Here is a 26,983-nt window from a genome sequence, read left to right as displayed (position 1 = left end):
TTTCCTTTACAGCTTTTTTATTTTCTCCTTCCAGGCTAATGCTACAATACCCAATGTCTATTTTTAACAATCTCGTTGATGCGACAAATTGTTTTTAGATGGGAATCCGGCGCTTTCTTATCAACCAGACTTGGAGATTGGTTTTCTTGCGTTGTATCACTGCAAAAAATACAGCGCTGGAATGTTTCCTTGTACATCTAGGGGATGACTTTTGAGTGACCGTTTGGGAACATTGAATATAAAAAAAGAACTGCCAAAAATTCAGGTCATACTGACTTTTTGGACAGCCTTTTTTCAATTATGCATTTGTTTGAATCGCTATTTGCAGCTCTTCTTCTTCTATTTGCACTGACCTCATCTCATTTATATCGCTATAGTGGATTTTATTGACGAGTAAATTGTTGTGCAATAGATCTTCAAATTTAATTAAGGTTGATTGCAAAGAACCCTTCGTTTTAATAAATAAATCAACTCTTAACTCTACTGGCAGATTTAATTCCTTTCGATAATTTTGAACTGCTCGTATGACTTCCCTTACAAGACCTTCCTCTTTCAGCGCAGGAGTAATTCTTGTGTCCAATGCAACGGTATAATCCTTTCCTTCAGCTATTTCGAAGCCTTCTTTTCCTCTTTTTTCTAGAAGCACATCTTCAATAGTTAAATGTACGATCTCGCTACCTGCTTTTAGAGAAATCTCTTGTTCTTTCAGGAGGATTTGTTTTTCTTCATATGACAGTGCTTCTATCTGTTGCTTTACTACATTGACAAGCTTGCCGAATTTTCTACCAGCAACTGCGAAGTTTAATTTCAGTTCAACCTGTAAATAAGAATCAGTTGGATTAGCAACGACCACTTCTTTTACATTCGTTTCTTCTTCTACAATGCTTGCATAAGCCTGCAGCCTAGTAGGATTTACATGGTTGGCTGGTATCACAGCGACAGTTGCCAATGGCTGCTTTGTTTTTAATCCTGTGTTGGTTCTTATCGACCTTGTTAATTCTACGATTTGCAATACGGCATCCATATCTTTTTCGAGTTGCTCATCTATGACTGCTGGAACACTCTTAGGGAAATCTGATAAATGCACACTATCCCCATTCAGCTTCGTATAAATATCATCTGTTATGAAGGGTGTATACGGCGCCATAAGCTGCGTCAGTTTTGTAAGCACTTCATATAAAGTTGTGAAGGCAGCTTGTTTATCCCCATCCATACCGCTTTTCCAAAAACGTTGTCTTGAACGGCGCACATACCAATTGCTTACCTCATCAAGAAGTCCGGCAATTGACCTCGCTCCTTTGGTCATGTCATATTGATCAAGGCTCTCTCTTACTTCATTAATCACAGTGTGAAGTCTTGATATCATCCATTTATCCAATGTTGTTTTTTCTCCACCTTGATCATTTTTTGGATTGAAATCATCAATTTCAGCGTACATTTGATAAAAAGCAAATACGTTTTGTAGTGTATCGATCACTTTCGATTTCGCATGGGCAACGGTCTTATTAGAGAATCGTTTATTGTTCCATGGTGCACTATCGGCAAGTAAAGCCCATCTAAGCGCATCTGCACCAAACTCATTGATTAATTCCACTGGATTCAGTGCATTTCCTTTGCTTTTTGACATCTTTTGCCCATTTTCATCTAATATGTGACCTAGCGATAATACTCTTTTATATGGTGCCTTACCTGTGAAGAGTGTTGATACTGCCAGTAAACTGTAAAACCAGCCTCTCGTTTGATCAACCCCTTCAATTACGACATCTGCTGGGTATTGATTATGATAAGCAGCTTGATTCTCAAATGGGTAATGGTATTGTGCAAATGGCATTGACCCGCTGTCAAACCAAACATCAATCACTTCATTCGTCCGTTTCATTACACCGCTGCAATCACATTTAAGATGAATTTCATCGACATATGGTTTATGAAGTTCAATATTATCTGCGACCTTTTCGATTGCCATTTCTTGCAGCTGCTTTATTGAACTAGGCGATTTTTCAGCTCGGCAAGCTTGGCAAACCCAAACATTTAATGGTGTACCCCAATAACGGTTTCGTCCGATATTCCAGTCAACCATATTTTCTAAGAAATTTCCGAAGCGGCCGTCGCGCATATGGAGAGGATGCCATTCAACCTGCTGGTTATTCGATTGCATTTTTTCTTTTACTGCTGTAGTTTTAATAAACCAGCCTTCCATTGCGTAATAAAGCAACGGGCTGTCACAGCGCCAGCAATGCGGATAACTATGTTCATACTTTTGCTTATCGAAAAGAAGACCTTTAGCAGCAAGCATTTTAATAATATCTACATCACAATCTTTAACAAATCTTCCTGCAAGCGGTGTGATGTCGTCTTTATAACATCCTTTGCGGTCAACAGCATTAATGAAATCGAGTCCATGCTCTGCGATCAGTTTATAATCATCTTCCCCATGTGCGGGTGCGATATGAACAAGACCAGTCCCGCTTGTTTCGGTAACAAACTGTGCTGGCAACACTTTATGGCTATTATTCAATGAGAGATAATTAAACGGTGCCTCATATGTTAATCCAACCAGCTTTTCTCCTTTAAAGGAGTCCAAAATGGTGTAATCTGATTTTAATACTTTTTCTGCAAGCGTTTCTGCAACGATATAGACCTCATTTCCCTGCTTCGCACGTATATAGGTCATCTCAGGATTTACTGCAATCGCTACGTTGCTCGGCAATGTCCAAGGTGTCGTTGTCCAACCAAGTAAAAACTCATTTTCTTTAAGGCGAAACTTAGCTGTCGCTGATAAATCTGTTACATCTTTGTAGCCTTGTGCCACTTCATGGGAGCTTAATGAAGTTTCACAATGTGGACAATAAGGTACCACTCTGTGTCCTTTGTATAGTAAATCTTTTTTGTGTATTTCTGAAAGAATATACCAAACAGACTCAATATACGAATTTTGCAAGGTGATGTAAGGATCATCCATATCGACCCAATAGCCAAGTGCATTTGTAAATTGACGCCATTCTTTTTCATACGTAAAAACACTTTCCTTGCATTTTTCTATAAAACTCTCTACACCATATGCTTCAATTTCATCCTTACCGCGAATGTTCAGCATTTTTTCAACTTCAAGCTCTACTGGTAACCCGTGCGTATCCCAGCCTGCTTTTCTTAACACCTTAAATCCGCTCATTGTCTTGTAGCGTGCGACAAAATCTTTGATTGTTCTTCCTAATGCATGGCCAGCATGCGGAAGTCCATTTGCTGTTGGCGGACCTTCATAAAATACATAGGACTCCCTTCCTTCACGGTTGACAATGGATTGTTCAAACACATTTTCTTCTTCCCAAAGTTTTCTGACTCTCAACTCTCTTTCAGCTGCTGTTTCTTTCATCTTTCCCACCTCTTTTTATTAGAAAAAATACTTAAGGAGCATAAAAAACTCGACTCTATACGCAGAGTCGAGTTTATATAACAAATATAAATTCATTTTTAGCAAAATAAAAAACCATCAGTAGTGGTTTTTTGCTGCTATCACTACGTACCATCATACGCGTTCAAGGTATCGGTTGAATGCCGTCAAGGCTTAATTAGAAATTCAGCCTTGCTTCTCGGAGAGGATTTTCATCATGGTCTTAACATCGGCCTTTCAGCAAAATAGCCGACTCTCTGCAGATAAGATAATCATCATTACTCTTTCTCGTCATCGAATTTTTTATTCAAGATTAATTAATGTTCATAATATGCGAGGAAACATGAAAAGTCAAATGTTTTAAAAAAATTAAAGCAAGTGACTTTCTCACTTGCTTTAATTGGCAGTGCTTGATGCATAGGAAAATTTATGCTTTTGAATATGCAGCAATCTCCCTGATAGAAAAATGCCTGCTACCAAAAGTCCTGCTGTTAATCCCAGCCAATAGCCATTAGCACCTAAGCTAGTATAATTGGCGAGAACAAAGCCAACTGGCAGACAAATTAACCAATACGCTACTAAAGTAATAATAAAGGCAATGTTTACATCCTTATACCCGCGCAAGGCAGCCTGTGCAGTTACTTGCATCGCATCCGATATTTGGAAGAACAAAGCAAAGATAAGAAAATGAGACGTTAAAGCAACAACTGCCGGTTCACTTGAGTACAAGCTTGCTACTTCATATCTAAAGAACACAATTAATAGTCCAGTTAACAGCGCAATAAACATAGCCATATAAATACCTAACCAGCTATATGTTTTCGCATCTTTATTCCTTCCCGCTCCGACTTCATAGCCAACCACAACCGTTAATGCCATTGATATGCTAATAGGAATCATATATAGGAAGGAGACAATATTTAATGCTGATTGGTAAGCGGCTATCGTTGTCACATCAAATCGGCTAAGCAGAATTGTCACACAAGCAAACATGCTCGTTTCGAAAAAAGCGGACAGTCCCATCGGAATGCCGATTTTTAAAATTTCGCCGATTTTACTCCATTCTATGCCTTTAGAACCTGCAAAGATTTTATATGTCGAGTATGGCTGCAATTTTAAAATGACTAAAATGGTCATGAATAATATAAACCAATAGGTGATCGCGGTCGCATATCCGCCACCTGCGCCTCCTAGCTCTGGAAAACCAAATTTTCCAAAGATAAGAATATAGTTCATTACTAGATTAATAGGAATAGCAAGCAGAAGAATCACCATTACTATCCTTGTTTTTCCTAAAGCATATATAAACGAGCGCAATACATTGAAGGCAAAGAGCGGAAAAATTCCAATGCTTAAACCAGATAAATAATGAAAAGCTATTTCATATACTCTGCCTTCAATTCCCATACTTGATAAAAGAGGATTCAATAACAGAATACCGGCAATAATGACAATCAATGCTATAAGAACAGATAAAACTAGACCGTTCTTAACAATTGCAGTGACCTCACTATTATTTTTCTCCCCTATTTTCTGTGCTGCAATAGGTGAAACGGCCAATAGAATGCCGCTTAGCCCTATAAATACAGGATTCCATATTGATGCACCGATCGCCACTCCCGCTAGATCTGCAGAGTCATATCGGCCTGACATCATCGTATTAAAAAACACCATCGAAAACATGCTTAGCTGAGTGATCAAAATCGGAATCAGTAAAATCAGGATCAGTTTTGTCTTTTCTTTTAAAGTAAACGTCTGTTTCATGATGTTTTCTCCTTGAATGAATTTTTGCAAAACATCATTTATATGATACACCTTTTGGTGGTGAAAACAAGGTTTAAAGTATAAAAAACTAAATAACCACCATAATAATATGGTGGTCGGCCTTTGTAAATCTTTACATAAAGTAATAGATGCTTAATGACGAGTTGGAATTTCAAAAGGAGTAACAATGGGTAAACTATGTCTAGTTGGAATTTCGTTTATTACAGGACTTGCTTCTTTAAACTTTGATGCTGGTATAGCTGCTTCCACTGAATTTGAGGATAAACTAGTAAAACCACTTACCCCAAGTACTAATACTACTGCTAATACTAATTTCTTCATAAACTCACCACTTTCATTATTATTAATTAGATACGTTTTCCATTCTAGCTAACTCACTTTTCATTATTTGAGCAAGCTTTTCTTGTTTAGTTAACTCACATATATAAATAGAATGTTTCACGTATTTTCGACCTAGATTTCTATCCCCAAATTTAATATAGTTTTCACCTGTTTGATACAATAATTCTGCAAAAAGGTACATTAACTCTTCTTCTATACAAATATCTATTCCTTGTTTGCAAAAATCAAGAGATAGTAAATACTCTTCTTCCCCTGTTAATGACTGAGCATATCCAAATAAAATTCTAATTTTCACTTTTGGATCTACTATAGTTGGTAGACTTTTAAGGTTATCTAATGCTCTCTGAAAGTTTAAAGATGCTTCTTTATAATTTTTAGTTTCATAAATTATCATAGCAATACTAGTTAAAATCTCCAATTCAGATTCAGTTAAATCCCCCATATTCGGATTCGTTAACTTAATTGCATTTTCTAATATACTTATTGCAGTTTGTACATCATTATGTAAGTAATAAATGCAAATACCTTCATGCCATTTTAAATATTGCTTTAATTGTACATTTTCAAATACAGGAGATTTCTGTTCCTTTAAAACAATTTGATGAATTGTTTTATAATCCCTTTCCTTTTTGTATTTATCAATTAGCTTAATAATCAGCTGCGAATAATTCTGGTTGCTCTTCTTTGCCATTGAGAAAAAGTACATAAGGTTTACTTGTAGTCGTTGTCCTAATAAATATAGTTGGTCCACTGTTGGGTAGGCGCTTTCTTTTTCAAATTGTTCGTATTCTTCCACAGAGCAGATATTTTTTGTGAGGTCTTCAATCGATATTTCTTTGTTCATTCTTAAAGTTTGTAAAATTTCACCGATATTGTATTCGTGTAACATAAAGCCTACCAGCTCCTTAAAATCTATTTCTCTATAAAATACCTCACTGACAGTTAGAACTTAAGGCCTACGAAATGTAAACTTTTATCATATTATATTATATTTATTGAATTTTTAATAGAGGGTGAGCCTTAAGAATTGTTAATTTTTTTCTTGAGACTATTACTATTGTCAATCTTTCTGCGTTCAAACAGCATTGTTGCAGTAATATGCAATCTAGCTTATGATATTAATATTATTTTACCAAAGGAGAGGTGCAAATGTCCTCTTTTATTAAAGAAAAAGACGGAATTTTCCCATCAGTTTGTTCATTAGATTGCCCTGATCAATGCGGATTGCTTGTGCATAAAAAAGACGGCAAAATCGTAAAGGTCGAAGGCGATCCAAATCACCCTGTAACGAAAGGGAATATATGCAATAAAGTTCGCAATATGGCTGCCCGCCTATATGATGAAAAGCGGCTGGAATATCCCCTAAAACGGGTAGGCGCCAAAGGTGAAGGCAAATTCGAGCGAATCACCTGGGATGAAGCCATTGCAACAATTACAAATCGCTGGAAGTCACTTATTGAAACAAAGGGACCAGAAAGCATTATTCCATACAGCTTCTATGGAAATATGGGCTATATTACCGCCGAAGGGATGGATAGACGTTTTTTCCACCGTATGGGTGCAAGTCAATTGGATCGTGCAGTATGCCAAGCCGCAGGTTCGGAAGGGTATAAATATACTATGGGCGGCAGCTTCGGGATTGACCCTGAAGATTCGGTTGATTCCAAGCTTATTATCTTCTGGGGTGTGAATGCCGTAAGTACGAATATGCATCAAGTCGTACTTGCACAAAAAGCGAAAAAGAACGGCGCCAAAATCGTCGTCATTGACGTTCATAAAAATCAAACTGGAAGAATAGCAGATTGGTTTATTCCGATATTGCCTGGCACTGATGGTGCATTAGCTCTAGGGATGATGAATATTCTATTTGATGAAAATTTAATAGATGAAGATTTTCTTAAGAATTTTACAATCGGCTATGAACAATTGCGTGAACATGTTCGTCAATATGATCCTGTCACTGTTTCAGGTATTACCGGCGTTCCTGTAGATAATTTGTATAAATTAGCCCGCTTGTATGGCGAAATCACCCCATCATTTATTAGAGTTGGTAATGGTTTGCAGCATCATGATAATGGCGGTATGTCTGTTCGTTCAATTGCATGCCTTCCAGCGCTCACAGGGCAATGGCTCCATAAAGGCGGCGGTGCGCTTAAGTCTAATTCCGGTTATTTGGCTCATAATACGTACTCCATGCAAAGACCAGATTTATTAGAAAATAAACAAACGCGTACAATTAATATGAATGCAATCGGTGACGCCCTGCTGCAAAAGAACAACCCAATCCAATCTATGTATGTATATGGCAGCAACCCGGCAGTTATTGCACCAAACAGCAATAAAGTTAAAGCTGGTTTAGAAAGGAACGACTTATTTCTTGTTGTCCACGACTTATTCTTAACTGAGACAGCAAGATATGCAGATATTGTCCTTCCATCTACATCGTCCTATGAAAACACTGACCTTTACGGATCTTATTGGCATAATCATTTTCACCTCCAACAGCCGGTAATTGAAGCTTATGGTGAATCGAAATCAAATTATGAAGTGTTTAAACTGCTAGCAAACGGTATGGAGTATGATGACGATGCCTTCAAGGAAACGGAAGCAGAAATGATTGAAAATGCTTTAAGCAATACTGGAAATCCATACATTGAAGAAATCACCTATGAAAAGCTTGCTAAAAATGAGTATATGAAAGCAAATGTAAAACCATTACTACCTGGGAAACTTTTGACCCCAAGTGGAAAAATAGAATTGTATTCAGAAAAAATGGTAGAAGACGGTTACCATGGGCTGCCAACCTATACTCCTATTGTAAATGATGGCGATGCACCATTCTTATTTGTACCTGGTCCAAACCATAATTTCCTGAACTCCACATTCTCCAATAATGAAAAACATATTAAGCTTGAAAAAACACCTAAGCTGCATATCAATAGTGAAGATGCCATAGCTTACGGAATTGAAACAGATGACATTGTGAAAATTTGGAACGAGCGCGGCGAATGTGAATTAACTGCAGCAGTAGGAGATAATGTTTTAAAAGGCGTGCTTGTCAGCCAGGGCCTTTGGGCTGATCAGCCTGGAACAAAGCAAATCGTCAACTCGCTAACGCCCGACAGAATTGCAGACATGGGCGGCGGAGCCACATTTTTCTCAGGAAGAGTAAATATAGAAAAAAAATAAGATCACTTTAAAACAAGAAGCCTAAATTGGCTTCTTGTTTTAAAGTGTAAACTAATAAGTTCTTCGTTAAATAAATCGAGTACATGTGATAGCTACAGCTCTTTTTCCAATAGATAAAACTGAGTAGTCTCTGTCACCTTTTTTTCATTTAGGTAAATCGCTCTAATTTGAAGATTAAAGTATACTCCCTCTTTAAAAGATTTATATTTCTGTAACTGGAACCAATATTCGGGGCAGGCATGCGGAAAATGGTCTTAGTTTCTATAACTTGGACCGATATTAATTGTAGTCAAGCAGGCATTGGCCTTTCTCGATTATCGCTCACACTAATGCCCCAATCTTGTGTGTGCTCTCGTTCAGCGCTCGCAAACGGTAAGCTTCGGAAATCACTCCTCTTCAATTAAATATAAAAAAGGCGAATCAATGACTGATTCGCTTTTTTATCATTAAATATATAATTTTTATCCGAAGCGTCCCGTTACATAATCCTCTGTTCTTTGGTCTTTCGGCATTGAGAAGATATGATCAGTTTCGTCATATTCAATGATTTCGCCGTTTAAGAAAAACGCTGTTTTATCTGATACACGTGCTGCTTGTTGCATGTTATGGGTGACGATGACAATTGTGTAATCCTTTTTCATTTGGGCAATTAGCTCTTCCACTTTTAATGTTGAGATTGGATCTAATGCTGAGGTTGGTTCATCCATTAAAATGACGTCTGGCTTCATTGCGATTGCACGTGCGATACAGACACGCTGCTGCTGTCCGCCTGATAAACCAAGGGCAGAAGATTTTAGACGATCCTTCACTTCATCCCAAATGGCTGCGCCGCGCAGGCTTTCCTCTACAATTTTATTCAGCGCTTTTTTGTTTTTAATTCCTTGCATTCTTGGACCGTACGCAACATTATCGAAAATGCTCATTGGGAATAAATTCGGCTTTTGAAATACCATGCCTACTCTTGTTCTTAATTTGATTACGTCGCTTGAATTATAAATATTTTCATTATCAATAACGATTTCTCCATTGATTTTCACACCATCAATTAAATCGTTCATGCGGTTTAATGTTCTTAAGAATGTAGACTTTCCGCATCCTGAAGGACCGATAAGCGCTGTTACTTCTTTTTCTTTAATATCCAGTGATACTTGGTATAGCGCCTGCTTTTCGCCATAAAACAAATCAAGGTTTTTTACTTTGATTTTTGCGTCTGTTGTTTGCTGTTCATTATTGCTTGAGAATTTTTCAGTTCCTTTATTATTTCTTTCCAATGTCGTTGCACTCATTCATTACACTCCCTTTAATAGTCAGCTTTATTTAATTTCTTTGATATGAACGTGGCCGAGAGATTAAGAACTAAGATAATTACAATTAAGACAATCCCGACTGCTGCAGCGAGCTCAATGTCACCTGACTCCTGTGTAACTAAATAAGAATGAACTGTTAAAGTTCTTGCTGATGAAAAAATGCTTTCCGGCATTGCTGCTACTGTTCCAGCTGTTAAAAAGATCGCCGCAGATTCGCCGACAATCCGCCCCATTGAAAGGATAATTCCTGACAATATTCCCGGCATTGCACTTGGTAAAATGACTTTGTATAAAGTTTGCAGCTTTGTTGTTCCTAAAGCAAGCGAGCCTTCACGATACGACAAAGGTACTGTTTTTAAAGCTTCCTCTGTTGTTCTTATAATGACTGGCAAAACAATAATCGTTAATGTTAATGAGGCTGCGATGATTGACATGCCCAGTTTAAGTGTTGTAACAAAAAATACTGCCCCGAATAATCCGTAAATGATTGATGGTATACCTGTTAAACTTTCTGTTGCAAATCGTATCACTCTAACCAATCTGCCTTGCTTTGCATATTCCTGCAAATAGACTGCAGCAAGAATTCCGATAGGCGTGGCAATAATTAACGAAATGACGATTGTATATATCGTTGTGATAATCATCGGCCAAATTCCGCCGTGGCCAACTGGAGAATAGTCTCCGAAGATAAAGTCAAAATTAATTAACCGGAAACCTTTAAAAAATATATATCCTACAATGACTACAAGGACGGCAACAGTTAAGAAAGCTGAAAACCAAAGCAGTCCAAGCATAAAATTATCTTTAAACTTCCTCAACTTACTTACCACCTTTCGAAGAGATTTTTGCTAGTACAAAGTTTAATATTAAGATGAATGAGAATAACACGATACCTGTTGCGAATAACATCTCTTGATGCGTTCCAAATGCATATCCCATTTCTAATGCGATATTCGTTGTTAACGGACGCACACTGTCTGTTAAGCTCGTTGGCAAGATGAGGCTGTTACCTGCTACTAGAATAACCGCCATGGTTTCACCAATTGCTCTTCCTAATCCAAGAACAATTGCGGCCATAATCCCAGACTTTGCTGCAGGGACGACTACTTTAAAGATTGTTCCGATTGGTGAAGCCCCTAATGCTAAAGAGCCTTCTCTATATGTTTTTGGCACTGCTCTAATGGCTGTTTCGGCTACCGTCACAATCGTTGGCAGCATCATGATGGCTAGTACAATAATTACCGCTAATAAGCTTTGTCCTTTAGCTAATCCAAAATTGTTTTGCAACATAGGAACGATGATAGCTAGTCCAAACACACCGTACAATACAGAAGGAATTCCAGCTAATAATTGCACCGCCGGCGAAATAATTTTAGCGACTCTTTTTGGCGCAATTTCCGCTAAGAAAATAGCTGTAAAAAGTCCAATTGGTACACCAATTACTAATGCACCGATTGTTGAAAAAATGGATGCTACAATCATTGGCAATATGCCGAATTTATCTTCGCTTGGAACCCATTCCATACCGAAGATAAAATCAATAAAGCTGTAGCCTTCAGCTACAAAGGGATGAGATCCTTTATAAAATACAAATCCGATAATTAATAATAAGCTAATTACAGATAGCATCGCACAAATCAAGAATAATTTTTCCGATGCGCTTTCAAAAAAGTACTTGAGTTTATTTGATTTTTTCATATCTACTATTTGATTTTCATTTGATGGGCTTGGCATGTTGCATTCCTCCAAGGTTGCTTTTACACATATCATTCATGTCTAAAGCGTCAGATTTACATCAGCAATTACTTAACTGGTATAGCACCCGCTTCTGAAACAATTTTTTGTCCGTCTGGACTTAAAATATAATCAATAAATTCCTGGCCAGCTTCAGTAAAATTCCCGTCTTTATGAACAAATAAGAAAGGTCTTGATAAGCTGTATTGCTGATTTAATACATTTTCAGCAGTTGCTTCCACTCCATTTATTTTTAGAGTTGCTATTGAGTCATCTATATATTCAAAAGAAATAAATCCTACTGCATGTTTGTTTGTCGCTACTGTTGTTTTAATATTTCCGTTTCCACTGGCGATGATTGAATTTCTAATTAATTCACCAGAAGAATATCCGACAATTTCTTGAAAGGCATCGCGCGAACCTGAGCCATCCTCACGAGATACAACAACAATTTCCATATCTTCTCCACCAAGCTGGTTCCAATTCGTAATCTCACCAGTAAAAATTTGCTTCACTTCTTCCATCGTTAAATCTTTTACTTTATTGCTTGGATGAGTTACAACGACAATTCCATCGTATGCAATGACCGTTTCTGTCAGTTCACTCGCTTCTTCTTCCTTTAAATCACGCGATGACATGCCTATCTGTGACACACCGCTTATCGCATTCGTGATTCCTGCAGAAGAACCAATTTGGTTAATTTCAATATTTGTATTGCTTTGCTTTTCTTTATATTTTTCAGCTAATTTTTCAGCTAAAGGTCCAACAGAGGTTGATCCCGAAATGGAAACAGTATCTGTGCCTGTGCCTGATGATTCAGTTTCATTATCATTACTATCCCCACATGCTGCTAACAGGGCTGCAGCGGATAGAATAAATAATCCAATTGATAATTTCTTTAATAACCCCATTTAAAAACCTCCAAGATAATCTGCTTCAAATAATTTGTTTACTATTCGGTTTTAATATAGTTTAAATATAAACAAGCATAGTTAATGCACTATTAATGTTTTGTAAAGGCTTTGTAAATTTCAGCATAAAATGATTAAAATACATGGATATATTGTAAATTTTTTACTAAAAATAACTGCCATTTGTAAAAGAATAGCTGAGATTTCTTTAATCTCAGCTATTCTTTGCATTTCTAATGTTTTTTATAGAATTTTTCTCAAACTATAAGCAGTGCTTTTACTTTATTGATCATTACAGCTGAAATGTAAACTAGTCGAATTTTAGTTAAACAACGATTTTATCTATCGTAGATTAAAACTAATTTCTCATTATCTATTTTCCAAACCTGATCCGCTATTTTTTCAGTGAAATAGCGATCATGTGATGTAAAGATAACCGTGCCTTCATATTTTTTAATAAACTCTTCCAGTGCTTCAATTGTTAATACATCAATAAAATTTGTTGGCTCATCTAGTATTAATACATTAGAAGGCTGAAGAAACAACCTCGCCAATACAAGTCTTGTCGCTTCTCCGCCGCTTATGTCACTCACTATCTTCCCTAAATCTGTTTGCCTAAACCCTATGTTACTTAATACAGCACGGATTGTAGACTCTGAATAGTCGGTGAATTTTTGAAGGTATTCAATTATAGAAACTCGGTTAGAAAATTTATAGTCCATTTGATGATACTGGCCAAATACTACTTTGGGAGACAATACGATTCCTTCACCATCTTGTAAAATATAATTCAGGAGTGTTGATTTACCTGTACCGTTATTGCCTGTGATTGATATAACCTTACCTAGAGGGAATTGAAAGTTTGCTCTATTTAATAGAACTTTATTACCTCGCATAAGCGAAATATCTTGCCCCATGACAGGATATTTATTATGAATAGCCAAGTTCCTGCTTAACGGAAAATGAATCTGCTGTTGTTTTTGCATTGGTGAAACTTCTTCTAATTGGTCTATTCGCTTTTCGATTGATTTAACTGTTTTTTGAGCTGCTTTTTGGACCGAATCCTTCGATTTAGAAGCTGAAAGACGATCTGGCTTTATGCTTCTTTTCTGTTTTTTCACACTGACTTGACTCATTTTTTGAACCTGCAACAATTTCTTTTCAGCCGATCTTTCTAAACGCTTTTTTTCTGTTAGATAATTTTCATGATTGCGCTGTTTTTCTAATGCTGCCAGTTTTTTTTGTTCGGAATAGTCACTATAGTTCCCTTCATACTCATGGACTGTTCCATTATTTACCTCCCATATTTTTGTAACTAAATGATCCAAGAAATATCGGTCATGACTGACTAATATAAGGGTTCCATAATAGTATCGTAATTCATCAATTAAATAATTGATAGCATCCGCATCTAAATGGGTTGTCGGTTCATCCATTATCAGCCCTAATTCATATTTGGACAATACTTGCGCAAGCCGCAGCCTAGTCTGCTCGCCTCCGCTTAGTGTTTCAACACTATTCAATGGCACCTTCATCCTGCCAAGCAGCTCCGCATCCAGTAAATCTGCATTTAAACTCGCATTTGCTTGTTTAATTTGTTCATAGTAGTTAAAGCTGACCACTCTATTTACATTTCCACTATTTGGTTTTATCCTTCCGTTTATGAGATCAAGTAAAGTAGTTTTTCCTTGTCCGTTTGCGCCAACAATTCCAATTCGATCATTTTGATAGACAGTTAGCTTAGGAATATTCAGTATTACCCGGTCAAGATATGTGACTTCAACTTCGTTCAATTCTAAATTTAATGTTTCCATCTTATTATCCTCCTTTAATAATAAGGCTATGTTAAGCAGATTGTTGTTTAAACATGGAAGAAGCGAAACAGCGTGCTCCTGAATTTGATGTCAACAATCGATTGAACAAAGCCTAAAAAACAAAAATCACAGGCTATTTGCCTGTGATTAGGAGTAAACGGAAATATATTTCTCTTTAGGAGATAAGCCCATACTAAACAATACAAGTAAAAAAATCCTCCTGTTACTATTTGTTGTTGGTCGTTGACATCAATAAAGAAGGAATATATAAAAAAGGCAGACTACTCCCGTTTACTCTGTATCACAAAACAGAGCCCTTGAACATATTTAGTTATTTGTTCAAAGCGCGGTAACGTAATCTCATTGAAGCCGTCATTTTAATGATCCCCCTTCTTTAATTTTTCCTATAATTATTAATCCTGAATTGGATTAAGCATTTGCTGTGCTATCTCCCTATATTCCTTTAATCCAGAGCTCTCAGCAAACTCGGCAACTGCAATCGCTTGCGTACAGTTCAATTCAACGATATGATCCTTCATTAATGGCCATGTCGTTCCTCCAGCTTCGTTATAGGCAGCAATTGCTTTCTCTAACCCAGCTTCTCCAGTTATTAAATAATGCGCAATAAAATCACGCGAGACATCGGTGACCGCTGCTTCTGTCCAATCAATTAAACCTGTCACCTCTGATTTTTTATTGATTAATATATGTCCGGGATGTACATCACCGTGACTTAATCCAGTATGATTCGGCCACATTGCATCATTATTCAGCCATCTTTCCCAGCGATTCCACAATTCCTCTTGTACAACATAATCATTTTTTACTTTCAGCATTCTTTCTTTCATTAATTCTCTTGCTTGTTCAGCAGTATATATGGTTAATCCAGCACTTTTAAGGGCCGCCTCTGGAACACGATGTAAATCTGCCAGAACTCGCCCAAAAGAACAGAAATATGAATCAGGTATATTTTCAATATCCAGCACCCAATCATAATTTTGTATTTCAGGATTAACCGTTCCTGCCGGGACACCACTTAACTGTTTATAAGCAATCAAATCTGCTGCATCAACCTCCCAGATTGGGGCTTCAATACTTGTGTATTTATTGACAATATCTAAAACCATTTTCTCTTGTTTAGACTTTGCCATTGAGTCTGGTCGGCGGGGCACTCGCAATATCCATCTTTCGCCTTTTCGATCCATTGCATGTGCAACTTGAAAATCAAGACCTGATTCATTTATTTTCAACGACTCTTCTAATACATCTATTCCATTGCTTTTCGCTAATTTTCTTAGTTCTTTTTTATTCATGATTTGTGCCTCCAATATGTTTTTTATCGTTCTAACTGCGCTCTATTTTATGATTAAAGTTAAGCCTTAAAATTAATTTAAGACATAAAAAAACCTGCAGCTATCTCTGTCTGCAGGTTAGAAAAGTAAACGGAACTATCCCCTTTTTTATAAAAAAGAGAACTTCATCTATGTTTAAGGATAGAAAAATCCAAATTACTTAAAAATATTACAATGACCGATTAAGATAATTAAAAATGGACAGACTACTCCCGTTTACTCTGCAAGCAAAAAACAGAGCCTTTGAACATATTAAATTATTTGTTCAAAGCACGGTAACGCAATCTGATTGAAGCAGTCATTTTTAATCATCCTCCTAAATAGAATATATTTATTTTATATTGATGCATGATTTTTTTCAACCCCAAAATATAAAACTAAGACCAATGTCTCGGTCTCTGTACATAATCAGGCAGCGTTGTATCAATATTCCCCTTTGCTGCATTTACTTGGGATTGTGTTAAAAAAATGCAATCAGTTAAGTCTGCTGAATGTAGTTTGGCGTCTCTTAAATCTGCCCCTAAAAAGTCAACTCTGCGTAAATCCGCATGGCTGAAATCGGCAGCTATACAAAGCTTGCCTCTTAAATTAATTCCTGCCATTTTAGCATACTTAAGGTTTGCCGCTATATAATCTGCCTTTTTGTGTTTTTTTTCGTGATTTATTTCATTTCTGACGCTATCGCTTATTCGCAGTAAATATTCATTAACAGTAAAACGATGCTGTACAAGATCAACTTCCAAAATATCATCCGGCGGAAGCCCTGTCAGCCTGTATGTTAATTCATAAATTTCCTTTAATTCATTTCGATAAGCTTTAGTTTCATCCAAACACAATGATTGATTGAGATAATATAACATCTCATTCAGCTGATGGATGATTGGAAACACAGCAAACATCTGCTTAGCGATGCCGCCGTTCTGCCGCCAGTCTTGACCACCATATATCTGTTGGGATACGTGCTGACCAGCTCCAAAGCATTCAAATGAAACACATCCCTTAAAACCTTTTTTTAATAGATGATTATGTATGCTGCATTGATTATCGTTACATAGATTTCCGCAAGGCTCCCCGCCTTCTTTATTTATTGGAAAATCCGCAGATTTCCCATAAGGCAAGGCAACACAGCATAGTGCAAAGCAATGTTCACAGTCTGATATTAAATTGTCATTCATGAAAAACCTTCCTACTCTAAATCTTAATTATTTTTTTTATATAAGCTATTTGACCGATATGATAGGCATTATGTGTCGCTAGATTAGCAATCATTCCCCACCATTCTGCTGAGACGGGATAGCCTGGCACTTCTGCTTCAAGCTTTTCTGCCGTTAATAAATGCTGCCACTTCAATAACACATGCAATAACTCTTCCTTTAGTTCTTTATAGGAGCTACCTTCCTTATATTTAAAACTGTCCTCATTTCTTTCGATTTTTGGGACAGCTGCAACATCATTCTTTTCATACCTTACTTGCCATGCTTCATTCCAATAAATCAAATGCTGAACAATTTCCACAATACTATGGCTGTTCTCGTCTGGCTTCCAAACAGCATCAGCTTCGGCTATTCCGTCTGCCACTTGCTCAAAAGACATATACCAGCTTTCATCATTTGCATTCGCAAGTAATTGATCTAATAACACAGTTTCTGCATGCACCATTTCTTAATCACTCCTTCACATTACTTTAATTCTTTGTCTTTAAAAAAATCTCCTTCTTTCTTTACAGGCTTTTCTTCTATTTCAAAGGAGGATGCCATTCATGTATGGAATAGTATATAGAGGTGGTGATGGAATGATAAAAACCGACATTTCAGAAAAGCTGCGTTTGCTTGAGGATGCCATTCAAAAATACGTTAGACCAGATAGCTTTGCGCTTGCTATCCGAGTAATGAAGAAAAATGAAAGTTTGCCTCCGCACATAAAGCAGCCGCATATTGACTTCGCAAAAACTTTTAGTATTTGCCAAGCGATAACAATGGCACGCAAATATGGCTGGTCATTGGCAATGGGGGCAAAGGATTTATCCTGTCCAATTGCCAAAGTCGCTTTTGGGTTTGAAGAAGAATTAGATTATTATTCAGCAGGAAATTTAACAGACGGAATGTATACTAAAACATGTGAAGCAGGCGCTATAACTGAGGCTGCTGTGCCGAAGTTCAGTCAGAATGAAGCTGGAACAGTACTTATTTCCCCGCTTAACCGGACAAATTATGAACCTGAGGTCATTACTGTTTATGGAAACTCTGCACAAGTCATGAGGATGGTTGCTGCAGCACTTTATCAAACAGGCGGAGAAATTGCATCGACTTTCACTGCAAGAGCTGATTGTGCAGATATTGTGATTAAGACCGTTCAAACAAGCAAACCGCAAGTGATTCTTCCGTGCTACGGAGATCGGGTATTTGGACAAACACAGGACCATGAAATGGCGTTCACTCTTCCATATATTATGGTGGACGATTTTATTGTTGGATTAGAGAGAACACATAAAGGAGGCGTACGCTACCCAATCCCACATTATCTTCAATATGAAGCAAAGTATCCTGAGACATATGAGAAATTAAATAATATGTTTGAAAACTCTAAACTTGAATCCCAATAAGCCAGCAGAATTTAAATATGCTTAATCTATCATGTTTTTAATACAATTATCTACATTTAATTGGAGAGGTGATTGCTCTACTCCTGCGGTTGAGAAGCTAGACAGTCGAGAAACATTTGGAGGCATTTTTTTCTATGGAAACACGTTCTTCAGTGCCTCCACGGAGATAAACAACTTATTTCTCTGTGAACACTCACTTTTTCACTCCCTTTATGGAAATAAACGGAATTATTACCTGTAATTCTCAGGAAATATTATTGCCATAACCGAATAAGGCCTTTTTTGACATATCTAGTCTTTAAGTAAAAAGTCTATCTGCCATTTAAACAATTTGAAAATTTATTCTTTTTTTATCAATCGAGTGGATATGGATAATGCAATTCATTTATGGTACGATGAAGGGCAGAATAGGAAGTGATGACAAATGATAGAAATTCAAATACCATCTCCGGATATAGTAATAACTAGAAAAAATCATGGTGGAGAAGGAACGGAGTCACCTTTGAGCAACACGTACGGATTTATTGATTATCATAAAATCCCTCGCGATAAAGGCGGCATTATTCTCTTCTTTGATGCAAATGAAGACCTGTTATTCGTAGGTAAAGCAAGAAAATTGAGACAGCGAGTAAAGAAGCATTTTGAAGACAATGTTTCCCCGATTAAAGCTCATCGAGATGAAGTCCACAAAATTGCTGCTATTTTTGTTGATGATGCGATGGAGCGCGAAATTTATGAAACATATATTATTAATACTTTAGAAGCAAAGTATAATGTTGATAAGGTGTTTTATAAATAAATATAAAAAAGCGATTTTCACTATCACAAGTGAAAATCGCTTTTTTATTTGGCTTTTTCGTTTTAAAAACTTGGCTGCTAAACAATTACCAATTTAAACATATCATTAATCTGCTGATTTATTGCTTTTTCCTTTTTTAAACCGATGAGCTAAATAAGCGATATAAAGCGGCGTTGCAATATAAATTAAATAAGGATAGGCACCGTATGTCCCCTTATATAGAACGAATAGCAGGCAGCCTAGAAAAATCGTTACAATTGTTCCGTACTTTGGCAGAGGAACATCTTTAAAGCTAGGAATTCTAATGCGGCTTACCATTAAGAAACAAAGGGCTGTAAATACAACCGTTGTAATGATATTAGGAACCCAATTGCCTAAAAGTGTAAGAATCGCTAGGATTCCTCCTGCAGCTGTAATGGGTACACCAATAAAATAGTTCTTTGATTGCTTCGGAGATCCAACATTGAACCTTGCCAATCTATATGCCCCAAATAAAGGGAATAAACCAGAAACGGCTAATCCGATCGTGCCAAACTGATAAAAATATGTATAATATACTAAAAATGACGGGGCGACGCCAAATGTCACAACATCAGCTAACGAATCCAGCTCCATCCCTAGAGTGCTATCGGCTTTCAGCATTCGTGCCACTCTGCCGTCCATGCTATCCAGCATCATTCCGATAATGATTAATATTGCCGCATTATTATATTGTCCGTGGGCTGCGTATCCAATTGATAGAAAACCACAGTACAAATTGCCAAGCGTCATCATGTTTGGAATCATCTTAATAAACTTCACGCGTTTTCATCACTCACTTTTCTATAAATCATCATTGATGTTAAATGAAATAAACCTAAACATTTATTATTGTTTAGGTTTAGATTCCTTATATTATATCACTTTATTCTATAAAGTTAATCATTATAACTGACATTTATTGAAAAGATTGTTTTTTCCACTTTTTCATTTCCCTTGGGACAATGAGGACAATATTTCATTTGTATTTTCTCCTAGTTTCGGAGGTGCACATTGTGATGCATCATATCTATCACTGTGCAACTTTGGTAGTAAAATATCATTTTCATTTTTAATGATATCTCTATTTGTAAAATAGGAAAAATTAGATAGTTCATCCACTTCTAGTACTGGAGTCATACAGCAGTCGACCTTTTCACTAAATTCAATCCATTGCTGAAACGATTTGCTCATAAAAACAGTCTTTACTTCTTGATATATATCTGAATTTGTTTGATGATAATAGTAAACAGCCCATTCTCTCTTCTGTATCGCCTCACAAAAGTTTTCCCAAAATTTCTTTTCTAGCGCTCCTAATGCGATATAGCGTTGGTCCATCGTTTCATAAATCGCGTAATTTATAATCGATCCTGAGAGAATTTCAACTCCATTTATTGCACCAGTCGCCTGATTCATAATAAAATGGTTTCCCATCATTGAAGTCATAACATCTGCAATCGAGATACAATGATAGCTACCTTCACCCGAAATCCCCCTTGCAACAAGCCCTGCTAATATCCTTTCACTTGCCGCAATTCCGCCGACAAAGTCAGCAATTGTTTGCGAAGGATGAATCGGTTTTCCACTTCTATCCTTCAGTTGTGCGAGCATGCCGCTAATAGCCATATAATTTAAATCATGACTTCCGTGCTGATGATACTTCCCGTTATTTCCATAGCCTGTTAATGAACAATAAACAAGCTTCGTGTTAAGCGAACGGACCGTCTCATAATCCAAACCGAGCTTTTTCATCACACCTGGTCTAAAGCTTTCGAGCACTGCATCTGCAGAAGCAATTAACCGCTTTGCTAACTGTTGATCTTTAAAATTTTTCAAGTCGAGTGTTACGCTTTTTTTGCTTTTATTATTTGCTAGAAAAACAACTCCTGTACCGTCCAGCTTTACATCTAGTTCACGGGCGGGATCTCCTCTTGGTGATTCCACTTTAATAATTTCAGCACCGAGCTCAGCTAGTCTCATTGTTGCGTATGGACCAGGCAAATAATTAGAGAAGTCCACTACCCTCATTCCATTTAGCATCATACTGCCTCTCTTCGTTGTTTGATTATTCTGATATTATCCCATCCAGTTCTTTTCTTAAAACAAACTTTTGAATTTTCCCGCTAGCATTTCTTGGTAATTGTTCACAAAACATATATTTACGGGGACGCTTATAATTCGCCAGCTCCTCACTAGATTTACATAGTTCATCCAATTCTTCCTCTGTTACATTAGGGTCTTTTTTGACAACGAAAGCTGTAACAATTTCACCCCAATGATCATCTGGCTGCCCAAGGACTGCGACATCTAGCACACCGGCATGAGAGTGAATAATATCTTCAACTTCTCTCGGATAAATATTTTCCCCACCGCTAATAATCATGTCATCAACACGGTCTTTTACATAAAGGAACCCTTCATCATCCAAATAGCCAATATCCCCTGAATGATACCATCCTTCAGCCAATGCTTGCTCACTTGCTTCTTCTCTTTTAAAATATCCCTTCATCATACTAGGGCCTCTAACAATGATTTCACCAGTTTCACCAGCAGGAACGATAGCATTCGGGTCTGACCGCCCATCCTCATTTGGCACAACAATTCTGATTTCATGATTAATCGCAGCTACTCCGGCTGAACCAGCTTTTCTAATTTGATCTTCATCAGATAAAAACGTAATTGCCGGCCCCATTTCTGTCATTCCATATGCCTGTACAAGCCTAACTCCCAGCTTCTCTTGACAAGCAAAGACAAGTGAGGGGGCCATTGGAGCTGCACCATATAATCCTGTAGCTAAGCTCTCAATATTATAGTCATCTAAATTTTCCTGCAATAGCATATTCCACATTGTAGGTGCTGCAAAAAGAATCGTCACCTTTTCTTTTTCTATTAATTCTAATACTTTTTTTGCATCAAATTGATGTAAAATTGTGTTTTTTGCACCAATATGAACGCGCGGTAAAAATGCACAATGCAGCTCGGCACAGTGGAACATCGGTGCTGTCACCAAGCCATTATCATTAATGTTATACTGTACTGAATTGATGACGACCAAGCTTTGTTCAGTCATGTCACGATGGCGATGCAATACGCCTTTTGGCCTTCCTGTTGTACCGCTTGTATACATAATCGCGTAAATATCATCAGGTTCGACAGATGCAGCAATACCTTTATTAGATGCAGATTTTACTTTTTCATGATAGCTTTCAGCATATGTGGGGGTATGATCATTAATTGTCCAAAATGCAGTTTGTTGAAACCGCTCTGCTATTGGATCTATACTTGATTGCAGTAATTCTTCAAAAATAACGACTTTTGGTTCAGCATCACTTAAAATAAACGCAAGCTCTTCGGCCATTAATCTAAAGTTAACGGGGTTGAAAACAGCGCCAATTTTCGCACAAGCAAAGAAAACGGTTGCAAGCTCTTCAGTATTATAAAGGTATGTCGTTACTCTATCTCCTTTTCTAATACCATGGTCTAGAAGAACATTAGCTAATTTATTTACTTCTTCACTCCACTCTTTATACGTATAGCGCAAATCCTTTCTAACATCATATATTGCTTCTTTGTTCGGATATTTGCTTACAGTTAAATCGAAAATTTTTCCAATCGTCATCGTCATTCATCATACCCCCAAAGTAATTAATCTACTATGCTTCTAACCTTTCAATAATCGTTGCATTCGCCATTCCATGGCCTTCGCACATCGTTTGCAATCCATATTTCCCACCGGTTCTCTCCAATTCGCTCATCATAGTAAGCATTAAACGCGCACCGCTTGCACCAAGTGGATGTCCAAGTGCAATCGCACCGCCATTTGGATTCAATTTAGCTGGATCTGCGCCAGTATCTTTAAGCCATGCCAATGGGACAGAGGCAAACGCTTCATTTACTTCAAATACATCAATTTCATCAATTGATAAACCAGCTTTTTTCAACACTTTTTCAGTAGCAGGAATTGGTCCAGTTAACATTAAGGTGGGATCAGACCCTACAACAGTTCTTGTCAATATTTTGAATCTAGGTTTCAAACCAAGCTCTTCTGCCTTTTCGCGCGACATGATCAGTAGAGCAGCAGCACCGTCGCTTATTTGGCTTGAATTACCGGCATGTATGACACCATCCTCTTTGAAAACGGTTTTTAGGCTGCTCAATGCTTCAAGGCTTGTTCCCTTTCGCGGACCAGCGTCCTCTGTAACTGAAACTTTTTCTCCCTCAGTATTGGATCCTTCAATTGGAACAATCTCATGATCAAAATAGCCATTTTCCTGAGCATGCAATGCTTTTTCATGGCTTTGCAATGAAAATTCATCCAGCTCTTCTCTAGTAAAGCCGTACTTCTCAGCTATTCTTTCTGCTGATAAGCCTTGATGAATCATTTCATGGCGGCTTTTCAGCTTCTCACTCAATCCTACACCTTGATAACTTGAACCTATTGGGATTCTTGACATGCTTTCCACCCCGCCGGCGATGACAATATCCATATCTCCTGAAAGAATCGCCTGTGCTGCAAAATGAACAGCCTGCTGGCTTGAACCGCATTGACGGTCAATGGTCGTCCCAGGAACTTCAATTGGAAATCCAGCAATAAGGGCGGCTACTCTTGCAATATCGCCCGTCTGCTCTCCAATTTGAGATACGCAGCCTAAAATGACATCATCAATCATTGCTGGATCTATACCCGCACGATTGACTAATGCCTTTAACACTTCAGCAGCTAAATCGTCGGGACGAATATCTTTTAATGATCCGTTTTTCCTGCCAACCGGGCTCCGAACTCCTTCAACAATCACTACTTCACGCATGAAAACTCCTCCTCTATAATCCTAATTTCTTTGCAATAATTGTTTTCATGATTTCATTTGTGCCGGCATAAATGCTAGCCACCGGAATATCACGATACCTTCTTGCAATCTCGTACTCTTCCATATAGCCGTAACCGCCATGAAGCTGCATGCAATCTGTAGCAATTCTACGGGCATTTTCGGTTAGTTTCCATTTAGCCATAGAAACTTGGGTAACTACATCTTTTTGTTTCATATGATCGCATATGAGCTGATTAAGAAATGCTCTGCCCATTTCAACTTCTGTTGCCATTTCAGCCATTTTAAATTGCGTATTTTGAAACCTGCTAATCGATTTCCCGAAGGCCTGACGCTCTTTCACATAATCAATTGTAAGCCTTAACATTTCCTCTGCTGCCACTTGTGCTGCAATCGCTACGACAAGTCTTTCCTGCTGCAGTTTTTGCATTAAATATTTAAAACCCATACCCTCTTCACCGATTAAGTTCTCCTTTGGCACAAGGCAGTCTTCAAAGATAAGTTCAGCTGTATCCTGACAGTGGAGACCAACTTTTTCAAGTTTTCTTCCTCTTGAAAACCCTGGCGTATCTCTTTCAATTGCAATTAAACTAATTCCTTTATGCTTAGGCTGTGCATTCGGATCTGTCTTGCAGGCGACTATTACTAAATCGGAGTGAATCCCATTCGTAATAAATGTCTTCGCACCATTTACAATGTAAGTATCTCCTTCAAGCTTAGCTATTGTCGAAATAGAAGCAAGATCAGACCCAGCACCCGGTTCAGTCATTGCAATAGCTGTAATGATTTCACCTGTTGTACATTTTGGCAGCCATCTTTTTTTCTGCTCATCTGTTCCATATGCTGTTATATATGGAACGACAATATCATTATGAAGTCCAATCCCTACTGTCCCAGAACCAACTTTTTCAATTTCTTCATTTATGACAACAGAAAAGCCCCAATCTACATCACTGCCGCCATATTGCTCTTCAATATCCGGGCAGAGATATCCTTGTTCACCCATCTTTTTCCAAAATTCTCTTGGAATGATTCGGTCTTTTTCCCATTGTTCATAGTAAGGATACGCTTCTTTTTCCAAAAACTTTCTTAATGACTTACGAAAAATTTCATGATCCTCTGTTAAGTATGCAGCTGCCATAAAAGTCTCCTTTCCATTTCTCAATCATATTGTACAATACTTTTCGTTATTTTTCGAACATTTAGAATATAATTTCCGAGAAAACTGAAAAAATATGCGTCTCTAGTCTGATATGAAGTTCAATCTGCAGCTAGTTATCTTTTAATCTAAGCCTTGATACCATTTAATTACCAACCACTCCATATAGAAAAAGAAGGTCATATGTCATGAAAAAAGAAATTTATATATTATTAACAGATACTGGTACTTGGTTTACAAAATGCATAAAATTATATACTAAAAAAACTTTTAATCATGCCTCGCTTTCATTAGATAAAGATTTTCATCAAGTTTATAGCTTTGGCCGTAAAAATCCTTATAACCCTTTTTTTGGAGGTTTTGTTAAAGAAAACTGGCGCAATCCTTTTTTTCGCCACACAACATGCGCCATTTATGCTTGCACTATTTCAAATAATCAATATAACGATATTCAAGCCTTCCTTAAAGAATTAAACGAATGCAAGCATCAATACCGCTATAACTTGCTTGGACTATTTGCCATTCTTTTTAATATTGAACTGGAGCGTTCAAATGCGTATTTTTGTTCTCAATTTGTGGCTGCAACACTTGAAAAAGGTAAAGTTAATGGATTTGGAAAACCTGTATCATTGGTTACTCCCTTCGATTTAGGCAGGCTCCCGCAATTAAGAAAAGTGTATGAAGGAAAGCTATCATCTTATATAAATTCAGTTGATGAGCGTCATAAAATAAACCGCTTTTATTTCGCCTAAAATATAATGTTCGTTTTAATTGCCTATCTGTGATATTATTTAGATATCTAAATACTCTCTGTTACATAAATCAGTGTATAGAAAACAAAACAGTAATATAGAGGGATATAGAATGGGAAGATTACAGGACAAAATTGCCATCATTACTGGGGGCGCTTCTGGAATTGGTGCCGGTATGGTTGAATTATTCAGAAATGAAGGCGCAACAGTAATCGCCGCAGATATCAATGAGGATGCAGTAAAGCAAATAGACCGAAAGGAAAATATTGTTAAATGTTTCTTCTGATGAAGATTGGAGCAGACTTGCTGAGGAAGTATACAATCGCTTAAGCTGTTCTTAACCAACTGTTTGCTATGACACCACTACAGCGATTAGGTGAACCTGAAGATATTGCTAAAGCTACTTTATATCTTGCTTCAGATGATTCCTCTGTTGTTACAGGTACAGAGCTTGTAATCGATGGTGGATTTACTGCTCATTAATAAGAGGATGAACAACTAAAAATCTCGTTTAAAAAAGAATAGAATAAAATTATGAATAGAAGGATTTAATAAGGGAGCATGGTAAAAATGAAAGATCAATCTGTATTTGAACTCATACATACAATGGAAAAAGTAACAAATCGATTAATTATTCAATGGAACCAATCATTCAATGAAAATTTAGGCATCACGCATATCCTTTTGCTTGGACAATTAAAAAATAATGGCAAATGCCGGCCAATTGATTTAGCGAATTACTTAGGTATTGCTCCCTCATCCATTACACATCTTACAGATAAGCTGCTTAGCAGAAAACTTATTATTCGTATCGCTGATGAGAACGATAAGCGGATATCCTATGTGGCTATTACAGAGAATGGACTAGAGATTTTACAAAAGGCACAGGAAGAAGGTTATCTTTTACAAATGCGAACGTTTGAAAAGCTGTCTGCTGAAGAAAGACATCAATTATTAACTATTTACAATAAATTAAACAACCTATTAGAAAAATCTTGATCG

At 37.2% G+C, this 26,983-nt stretch carries 24 protein-coding genes; 7 read left to right on the top strand and 17 right to left on the bottom strand.

The annotated features are described in order from the left end of the window. Positions 1-298 precede the first annotated feature (298 nt). The 4 genes from ileS to CWS20_RS05400 form a co-directional block, all read right to left on the bottom strand. Positions 299-3,373: an isoleucine--tRNA ligase gene (ileS, locus tag CWS20_RS05415; RefSeq protein ID WP_066199211.1), complete on the bottom strand. Its 3,075-nt coding sequence runs from the start codon at positions 3,371-3,373 to the stop codon at positions 299-301. A 414-nt stretch (positions 3,374-3,787) separates the two neighbouring features. Then, on the bottom strand, positions 3,788-5,155 hold the full coding sequence (locus CWS20_RS05410; RefSeq protein WP_066199214.1) for an MATE family efflux transporter: 1,368 nt from the start codon (positions 5,153-5,155) through the stop codon (positions 3,788-3,790). A 153-nt stretch (positions 5,156-5,308) separates the two neighbouring features. Next, a complete protein-coding gene (locus CWS20_RS05405) occupies positions 5,309-5,497 on the bottom strand; it encodes a hypothetical protein (RefSeq protein ID WP_066199218.1) in 189 nt (62 codons plus the stop codon). A 22-nt stretch (positions 5,498-5,519) separates the two neighbouring features. Continuing rightward, on the bottom strand, positions 5,520-6,407 hold the full coding sequence (locus CWS20_RS05400; RefSeq protein ID WP_066199221.1) for a transcriptional regulator: 888 nt from the start codon (positions 6,405-6,407) through the stop codon (positions 5,520-5,522). Positions 6,408-6,667: 260 nt separating this feature from the next. Between CWS20_RS05400 and CWS20_RS05395 the strand changes: the two genes are divergently transcribed. Continuing rightward, a complete protein-coding gene (locus tag CWS20_RS05395) occupies positions 6,668-8,707 on the top strand; it encodes a molybdopterin oxidoreductase family protein (RefSeq protein WP_066199223.1) in 2,040 nt (679 codons plus the stop codon). 461 nt (positions 8,708-9,168) lie between these two features. Here CWS20_RS05395 and pstB read toward each other — a convergent pair whose 3' ends face one another. From pstB to CWS20_RS05355, 8 genes are all read right to left on the bottom strand, one after another. Further along, on the bottom strand, positions 9,169-9,993 hold the full coding sequence (gene pstB, locus CWS20_RS05390) for a phosphate ABC transporter ATP-binding protein PstB (RefSeq protein WP_083957423.1): 825 nt from the start codon (positions 9,991-9,993) through the stop codon (positions 9,169-9,171). 14 nt (positions 9,994-10,007) lie between these two features. Further along, on the bottom strand, positions 10,008-10,832 hold the full coding sequence (gene pstA, locus CWS20_RS05385) for a phosphate ABC transporter permease PstA (RefSeq protein ID WP_066199227.1): 825 nt from the start codon (positions 10,830-10,832) through the stop codon (positions 10,008-10,010). Position 10,833: 1 nt separating this feature from the next. Further along, on the bottom strand, positions 10,834-11,748 hold the full coding sequence (gene pstC / locus CWS20_RS05380; protein WP_066199229.1) for a phosphate ABC transporter permease subunit PstC: 915 nt from the start codon (positions 11,746-11,748) through the stop codon (positions 10,834-10,836). Between the two features lie 68 nt (positions 11,749-11,816). Then, positions 11,817-12,659 carry a phosphate ABC transporter substrate-binding protein gene (locus CWS20_RS05375; protein WP_066199232.1) on the bottom strand — a complete coding sequence of 281 codons (843 nt, stop codon included), beginning with the start codon at positions 12,657-12,659 and terminating at the stop codon, positions 11,817-11,819. A gap of 338 nt (positions 12,660-12,997) precedes the next feature. Continuing rightward, positions 12,998-14,473 (bottom strand): ribosomal protection-like ABC-F family protein, encoded by a 1,476-nt coding sequence (gene abc-f, locus CWS20_RS05370; protein ID WP_066199234.1) that lies wholly within the window; start codon positions 14,471-14,473, stop codon positions 12,998-13,000. Positions 14,474-14,886: 413 nt separating this feature from the next. After that, positions 14,887-15,786: a macrolide 2'-phosphotransferase gene (locus CWS20_RS05365; RefSeq protein WP_066199237.1), complete on the bottom strand. Its 900-nt coding sequence runs from the start codon at positions 15,784-15,786 to the stop codon at positions 14,887-14,889. A gap of 416 nt (positions 15,787-16,202) precedes the next feature. Further along, the gene (locus tag CWS20_RS05360) at positions 16,203-17,000 is read right to left on the bottom strand and encodes a pentapeptide repeat-containing protein (RefSeq protein WP_066199240.1); all 798 of its coding nucleotides are present in this window, start codon (positions 16,998-17,000) and stop codon (positions 16,203-16,205) included. Between the two features lie 16 nt (positions 17,001-17,016). After that, entirely contained in the window at positions 17,017-17,484 is a 468-nt protein-coding gene (locus tag CWS20_RS05355) for a DinB family protein (RefSeq protein ID WP_066199241.1), read from the bottom strand. Positions 17,485-17,584: 100 nt separating this feature from the next. On the opposite strand from CWS20_RS05355, the gene CWS20_RS05350 reads away from it, so the two are divergent. Both CWS20_RS05350 and CWS20_RS05345 read left to right on the top strand, forming a co-directional pair. Then, positions 17,585-18,427 (top strand): DUF169 domain-containing protein, encoded by an 843-nt coding sequence (locus CWS20_RS05350; protein ID WP_326135003.1) that lies wholly within the window; start codon positions 17,585-17,587, stop codon positions 18,425-18,427. 424 nt (positions 18,428-18,851) lie between these two features. Next, positions 18,852-19,226 carry a nucleotide excision repair endonuclease gene (locus CWS20_RS05345; protein ID WP_066199243.1) on the top strand — a complete coding sequence of 125 codons (375 nt, stop codon included), beginning with the start codon at positions 18,852-18,854 and terminating at the stop codon, positions 19,224-19,226. Positions 19,227-19,331: 105 nt separating this feature from the next. On the opposite strand, the gene pssA is transcribed toward CWS20_RS05345, so the two are convergent. The 5 genes from pssA to CWS20_RS05320 all read right to left on the bottom strand — a co-directional run bounded on the left by pssA (position 19,332) and on the right by CWS20_RS05320 (position 25,211). Further along, positions 19,332-20,012 carry a CDP-diacylglycerol--serine O-phosphatidyltransferase gene (pssA, locus tag CWS20_RS05340; RefSeq protein ID WP_241198660.1) on the bottom strand — a complete coding sequence of 227 codons (681 nt, stop codon included), beginning with the start codon at positions 20,010-20,012 and terminating at the stop codon, positions 19,332-19,334. A gap of 180 nt (positions 20,013-20,192) precedes the next feature. Then, complete coding sequence (locus tag CWS20_RS05335) at positions 20,193-21,287, bottom strand: CaiB/BaiF CoA transferase family protein (RefSeq protein WP_241504139.1); 1,095 nt, start codon at positions 21,285-21,287, stop codon at positions 20,193-20,195. A 22-nt stretch (positions 21,288-21,309) separates the two neighbouring features. Continuing rightward, entirely contained in the window at positions 21,310-22,869 is a 1,560-nt protein-coding gene (locus tag CWS20_RS05330; RefSeq protein WP_066199249.1) for a fatty acid--CoA ligase, read from the bottom strand. 28 nt (positions 22,870-22,897) lie between these two features. Beyond that, entirely contained in the window at positions 22,898-24,052 is a 1,155-nt protein-coding gene (locus tag CWS20_RS05325; RefSeq protein WP_066199251.1) for a thiolase family protein, read from the bottom strand. A 13-nt stretch (positions 24,053-24,065) separates the two neighbouring features. Continuing rightward, a complete protein-coding gene (locus CWS20_RS05320) occupies positions 24,066-25,211 on the bottom strand; it encodes an acyl-CoA dehydrogenase family protein (protein ID WP_066199254.1) in 1,146 nt (381 codons plus the stop codon). Positions 25,212-25,417: 206 nt separating this feature from the next. Here CWS20_RS05320 and CWS20_RS05315 point away from each other — a divergent pair, with 206 nt between their 5' ends. The 4 genes from CWS20_RS05315 to CWS20_RS05300 all read left to right on the top strand — a co-directional run bounded on the left by CWS20_RS05315 (position 25,418) and on the right by CWS20_RS05300 (position 26,980). Further along, positions 25,418-25,981, top strand: a complete 564-nt coding sequence (locus CWS20_RS05315; RefSeq protein ID WP_066199257.1) for a hypothetical protein — start codon at positions 25,418-25,420, stop codon at positions 25,979-25,981. Between the two features lie 112 nt (positions 25,982-26,093). Then, positions 26,094-26,267, top strand: coding sequence for an SDR family NAD(P)-dependent oxidoreductase (locus CWS20_RS29405; protein ID WP_083957424.1), 174 nt, complete (start codon positions 26,094-26,096; stop codon positions 26,265-26,267). A 68-nt stretch (positions 26,268-26,335) separates the two neighbouring features. After that, the gene (locus tag CWS20_RS29400; RefSeq protein WP_083957425.1) at positions 26,336-26,464 is read left to right on the top strand and encodes an SDR family oxidoreductase; all 129 of its coding nucleotides are present in this window, start codon (positions 26,336-26,338) and stop codon (positions 26,462-26,464) included. A gap of 87 nt (positions 26,465-26,551) precedes the next feature. Beyond that, positions 26,552-26,980 carry a MarR family winged helix-turn-helix transcriptional regulator gene (locus CWS20_RS05300; protein ID WP_066199260.1) on the top strand — a complete coding sequence of 143 codons (429 nt, stop codon included), beginning with the start codon at positions 26,552-26,554 and terminating at the stop codon, positions 26,978-26,980. Positions 26,981-26,983 lie beyond the last annotated feature (3 nt).

Source organism: Cytobacillus horneckiae, from assembly GCF_002835735.1.
Taxonomy (GTDB): Bacteria; Bacillota; Bacilli; order Bacillales; family Cytobacillaceae; genus Cytobacillus; species Cytobacillus horneckiae.
Note: the sequence above shows the minus strand (reverse complement) of the source record. Positions and strands in the feature narration are given on the sequence as shown.

Bases quoted from the DNA above. Each gene is read 5' to 3' on its own strand.
- ileS (WP_066199211.1), bottom strand. From the start codon at position 3,373: ATGAAAGAAACAGCAGCTGAAAGAGAGTTGAGAGTCAGAAAACTTTGG.
- CWS20_RS05410 (WP_066199214.1), bottom strand. From the start codon at position 5,155: ATGAAACAGACGTTTACTTTAAAAGAAAAGACAAAACTGATCCTGATT.
- CWS20_RS05405 (WP_066199218.1), bottom strand. From the start codon at position 5,497: ATGAAGAAATTAGTATTAGCAGTAGTATTAGTACTTGGGGTAAGTGGT.
- CWS20_RS05400 (WP_066199221.1), bottom strand. From the start codon at position 6,407: ATGTTACACGAATACAATATCGGTGAAATTTTACAAACTTTAAGAATG.
- CWS20_RS05395 (WP_066199223.1), top strand. From the start codon at position 6,668: ATGTCCTCTTTTATTAAAGAAAAAGACGGAATTTTCCCATCAGTTTGT.
- pstB (WP_083957423.1), bottom strand. From the start codon at position 9,993: ATGAGTGCAACGACATTGGAAAGAAATAATAAAGGAACTGAAAAATTC.
- pstC (WP_066199229.1), bottom strand. From the start codon at position 11,748: ATGCCAAGCCCATCAAATGAAAATCAAATAGTAGATATGAAAAAATCA.
- CWS20_RS05375 (WP_066199232.1), bottom strand. From the start codon at position 12,659: ATGGGGTTATTAAAGAAATTATCAATTGGATTATTTATTCTATCCGCT.
- abc-f (WP_066199234.1), bottom strand. From the start codon at position 14,473: ATGGAAACATTAAATTTAGAATTGAACGAAGTTGAAGTCACATATCTT.
- CWS20_RS05365 (WP_066199237.1), bottom strand. From the start codon at position 15,786: ATGAATAAAAAAGAACTAAGAAAATTAGCGAAAAGCAATGGAATAGAT.
- CWS20_RS05360 (WP_066199240.1), bottom strand. From the start codon at position 17,000: ATGAATGACAATTTAATATCAGACTGTGAACATTGCTTTGCACTATGC.
- CWS20_RS05355 (WP_066199241.1), bottom strand. From the start codon at position 17,484: ATGGTGCATGCAGAAACTGTGTTATTAGATCAATTACTTGCGAATGCA.
- CWS20_RS05350 (WP_326135003.1), top strand. From the start codon at position 17,585: ATGTATGGAATAGTATATAGAGGTGGTGATGGAATGATAAAAACCGAC.
- CWS20_RS05345 (WP_066199243.1), top strand. From the start codon at position 18,852: ATGATAGAAATTCAAATACCATCTCCGGATATAGTAATAACTAGAAAA.
- pssA (WP_241198660.1), bottom strand. From the start codon at position 20,012: ATGATTCCAAACATGATGACGCTTGGCAATTTGTACTGTGGTTTTCTA.
- CWS20_RS05335 (WP_241504139.1), bottom strand. From the start codon at position 21,287: ATGATGCTAAATGGAATGAGGGTAGTGGACTTCTCTAATTATTTGCCT.
- CWS20_RS05330 (WP_066199249.1), bottom strand. From the start codon at position 22,869: ATGACGATGACGATTGGAAAAATTTTCGATTTAACTGTAAGCAAATAT.
- CWS20_RS05325 (WP_066199251.1), bottom strand. From the start codon at position 24,052: ATGCGTGAAGTAGTGATTGTTGAAGGAGTTCGGAGCCCGGTTGGCAGG.
- CWS20_RS05320 (WP_066199254.1), bottom strand. From the start codon at position 25,211: ATGGCAGCTGCATACTTAACAGAGGATCATGAAATTTTTCGTAAGTCA.
- CWS20_RS05315 (WP_066199257.1), top strand. From the start codon at position 25,418: ATGAAAAAAGAAATTTATATATTATTAACAGATACTGGTACTTGGTTT.
- CWS20_RS29405 (WP_083957424.1), top strand. From the start codon at position 26,094: ATGGGAAGATTACAGGACAAAATTGCCATCATTACTGGGGGCGCTTCT.
- CWS20_RS29400 (WP_083957425.1), top strand. From the start codon at position 26,336: ATGACACCACTACAGCGATTAGGTGAACCTGAAGATATTGCTAAAGCT.
- CWS20_RS05300 (WP_066199260.1), top strand. From the start codon at position 26,552: ATGAAAGATCAATCTGTATTTGAACTCATACATACAATGGAAAAAGTA.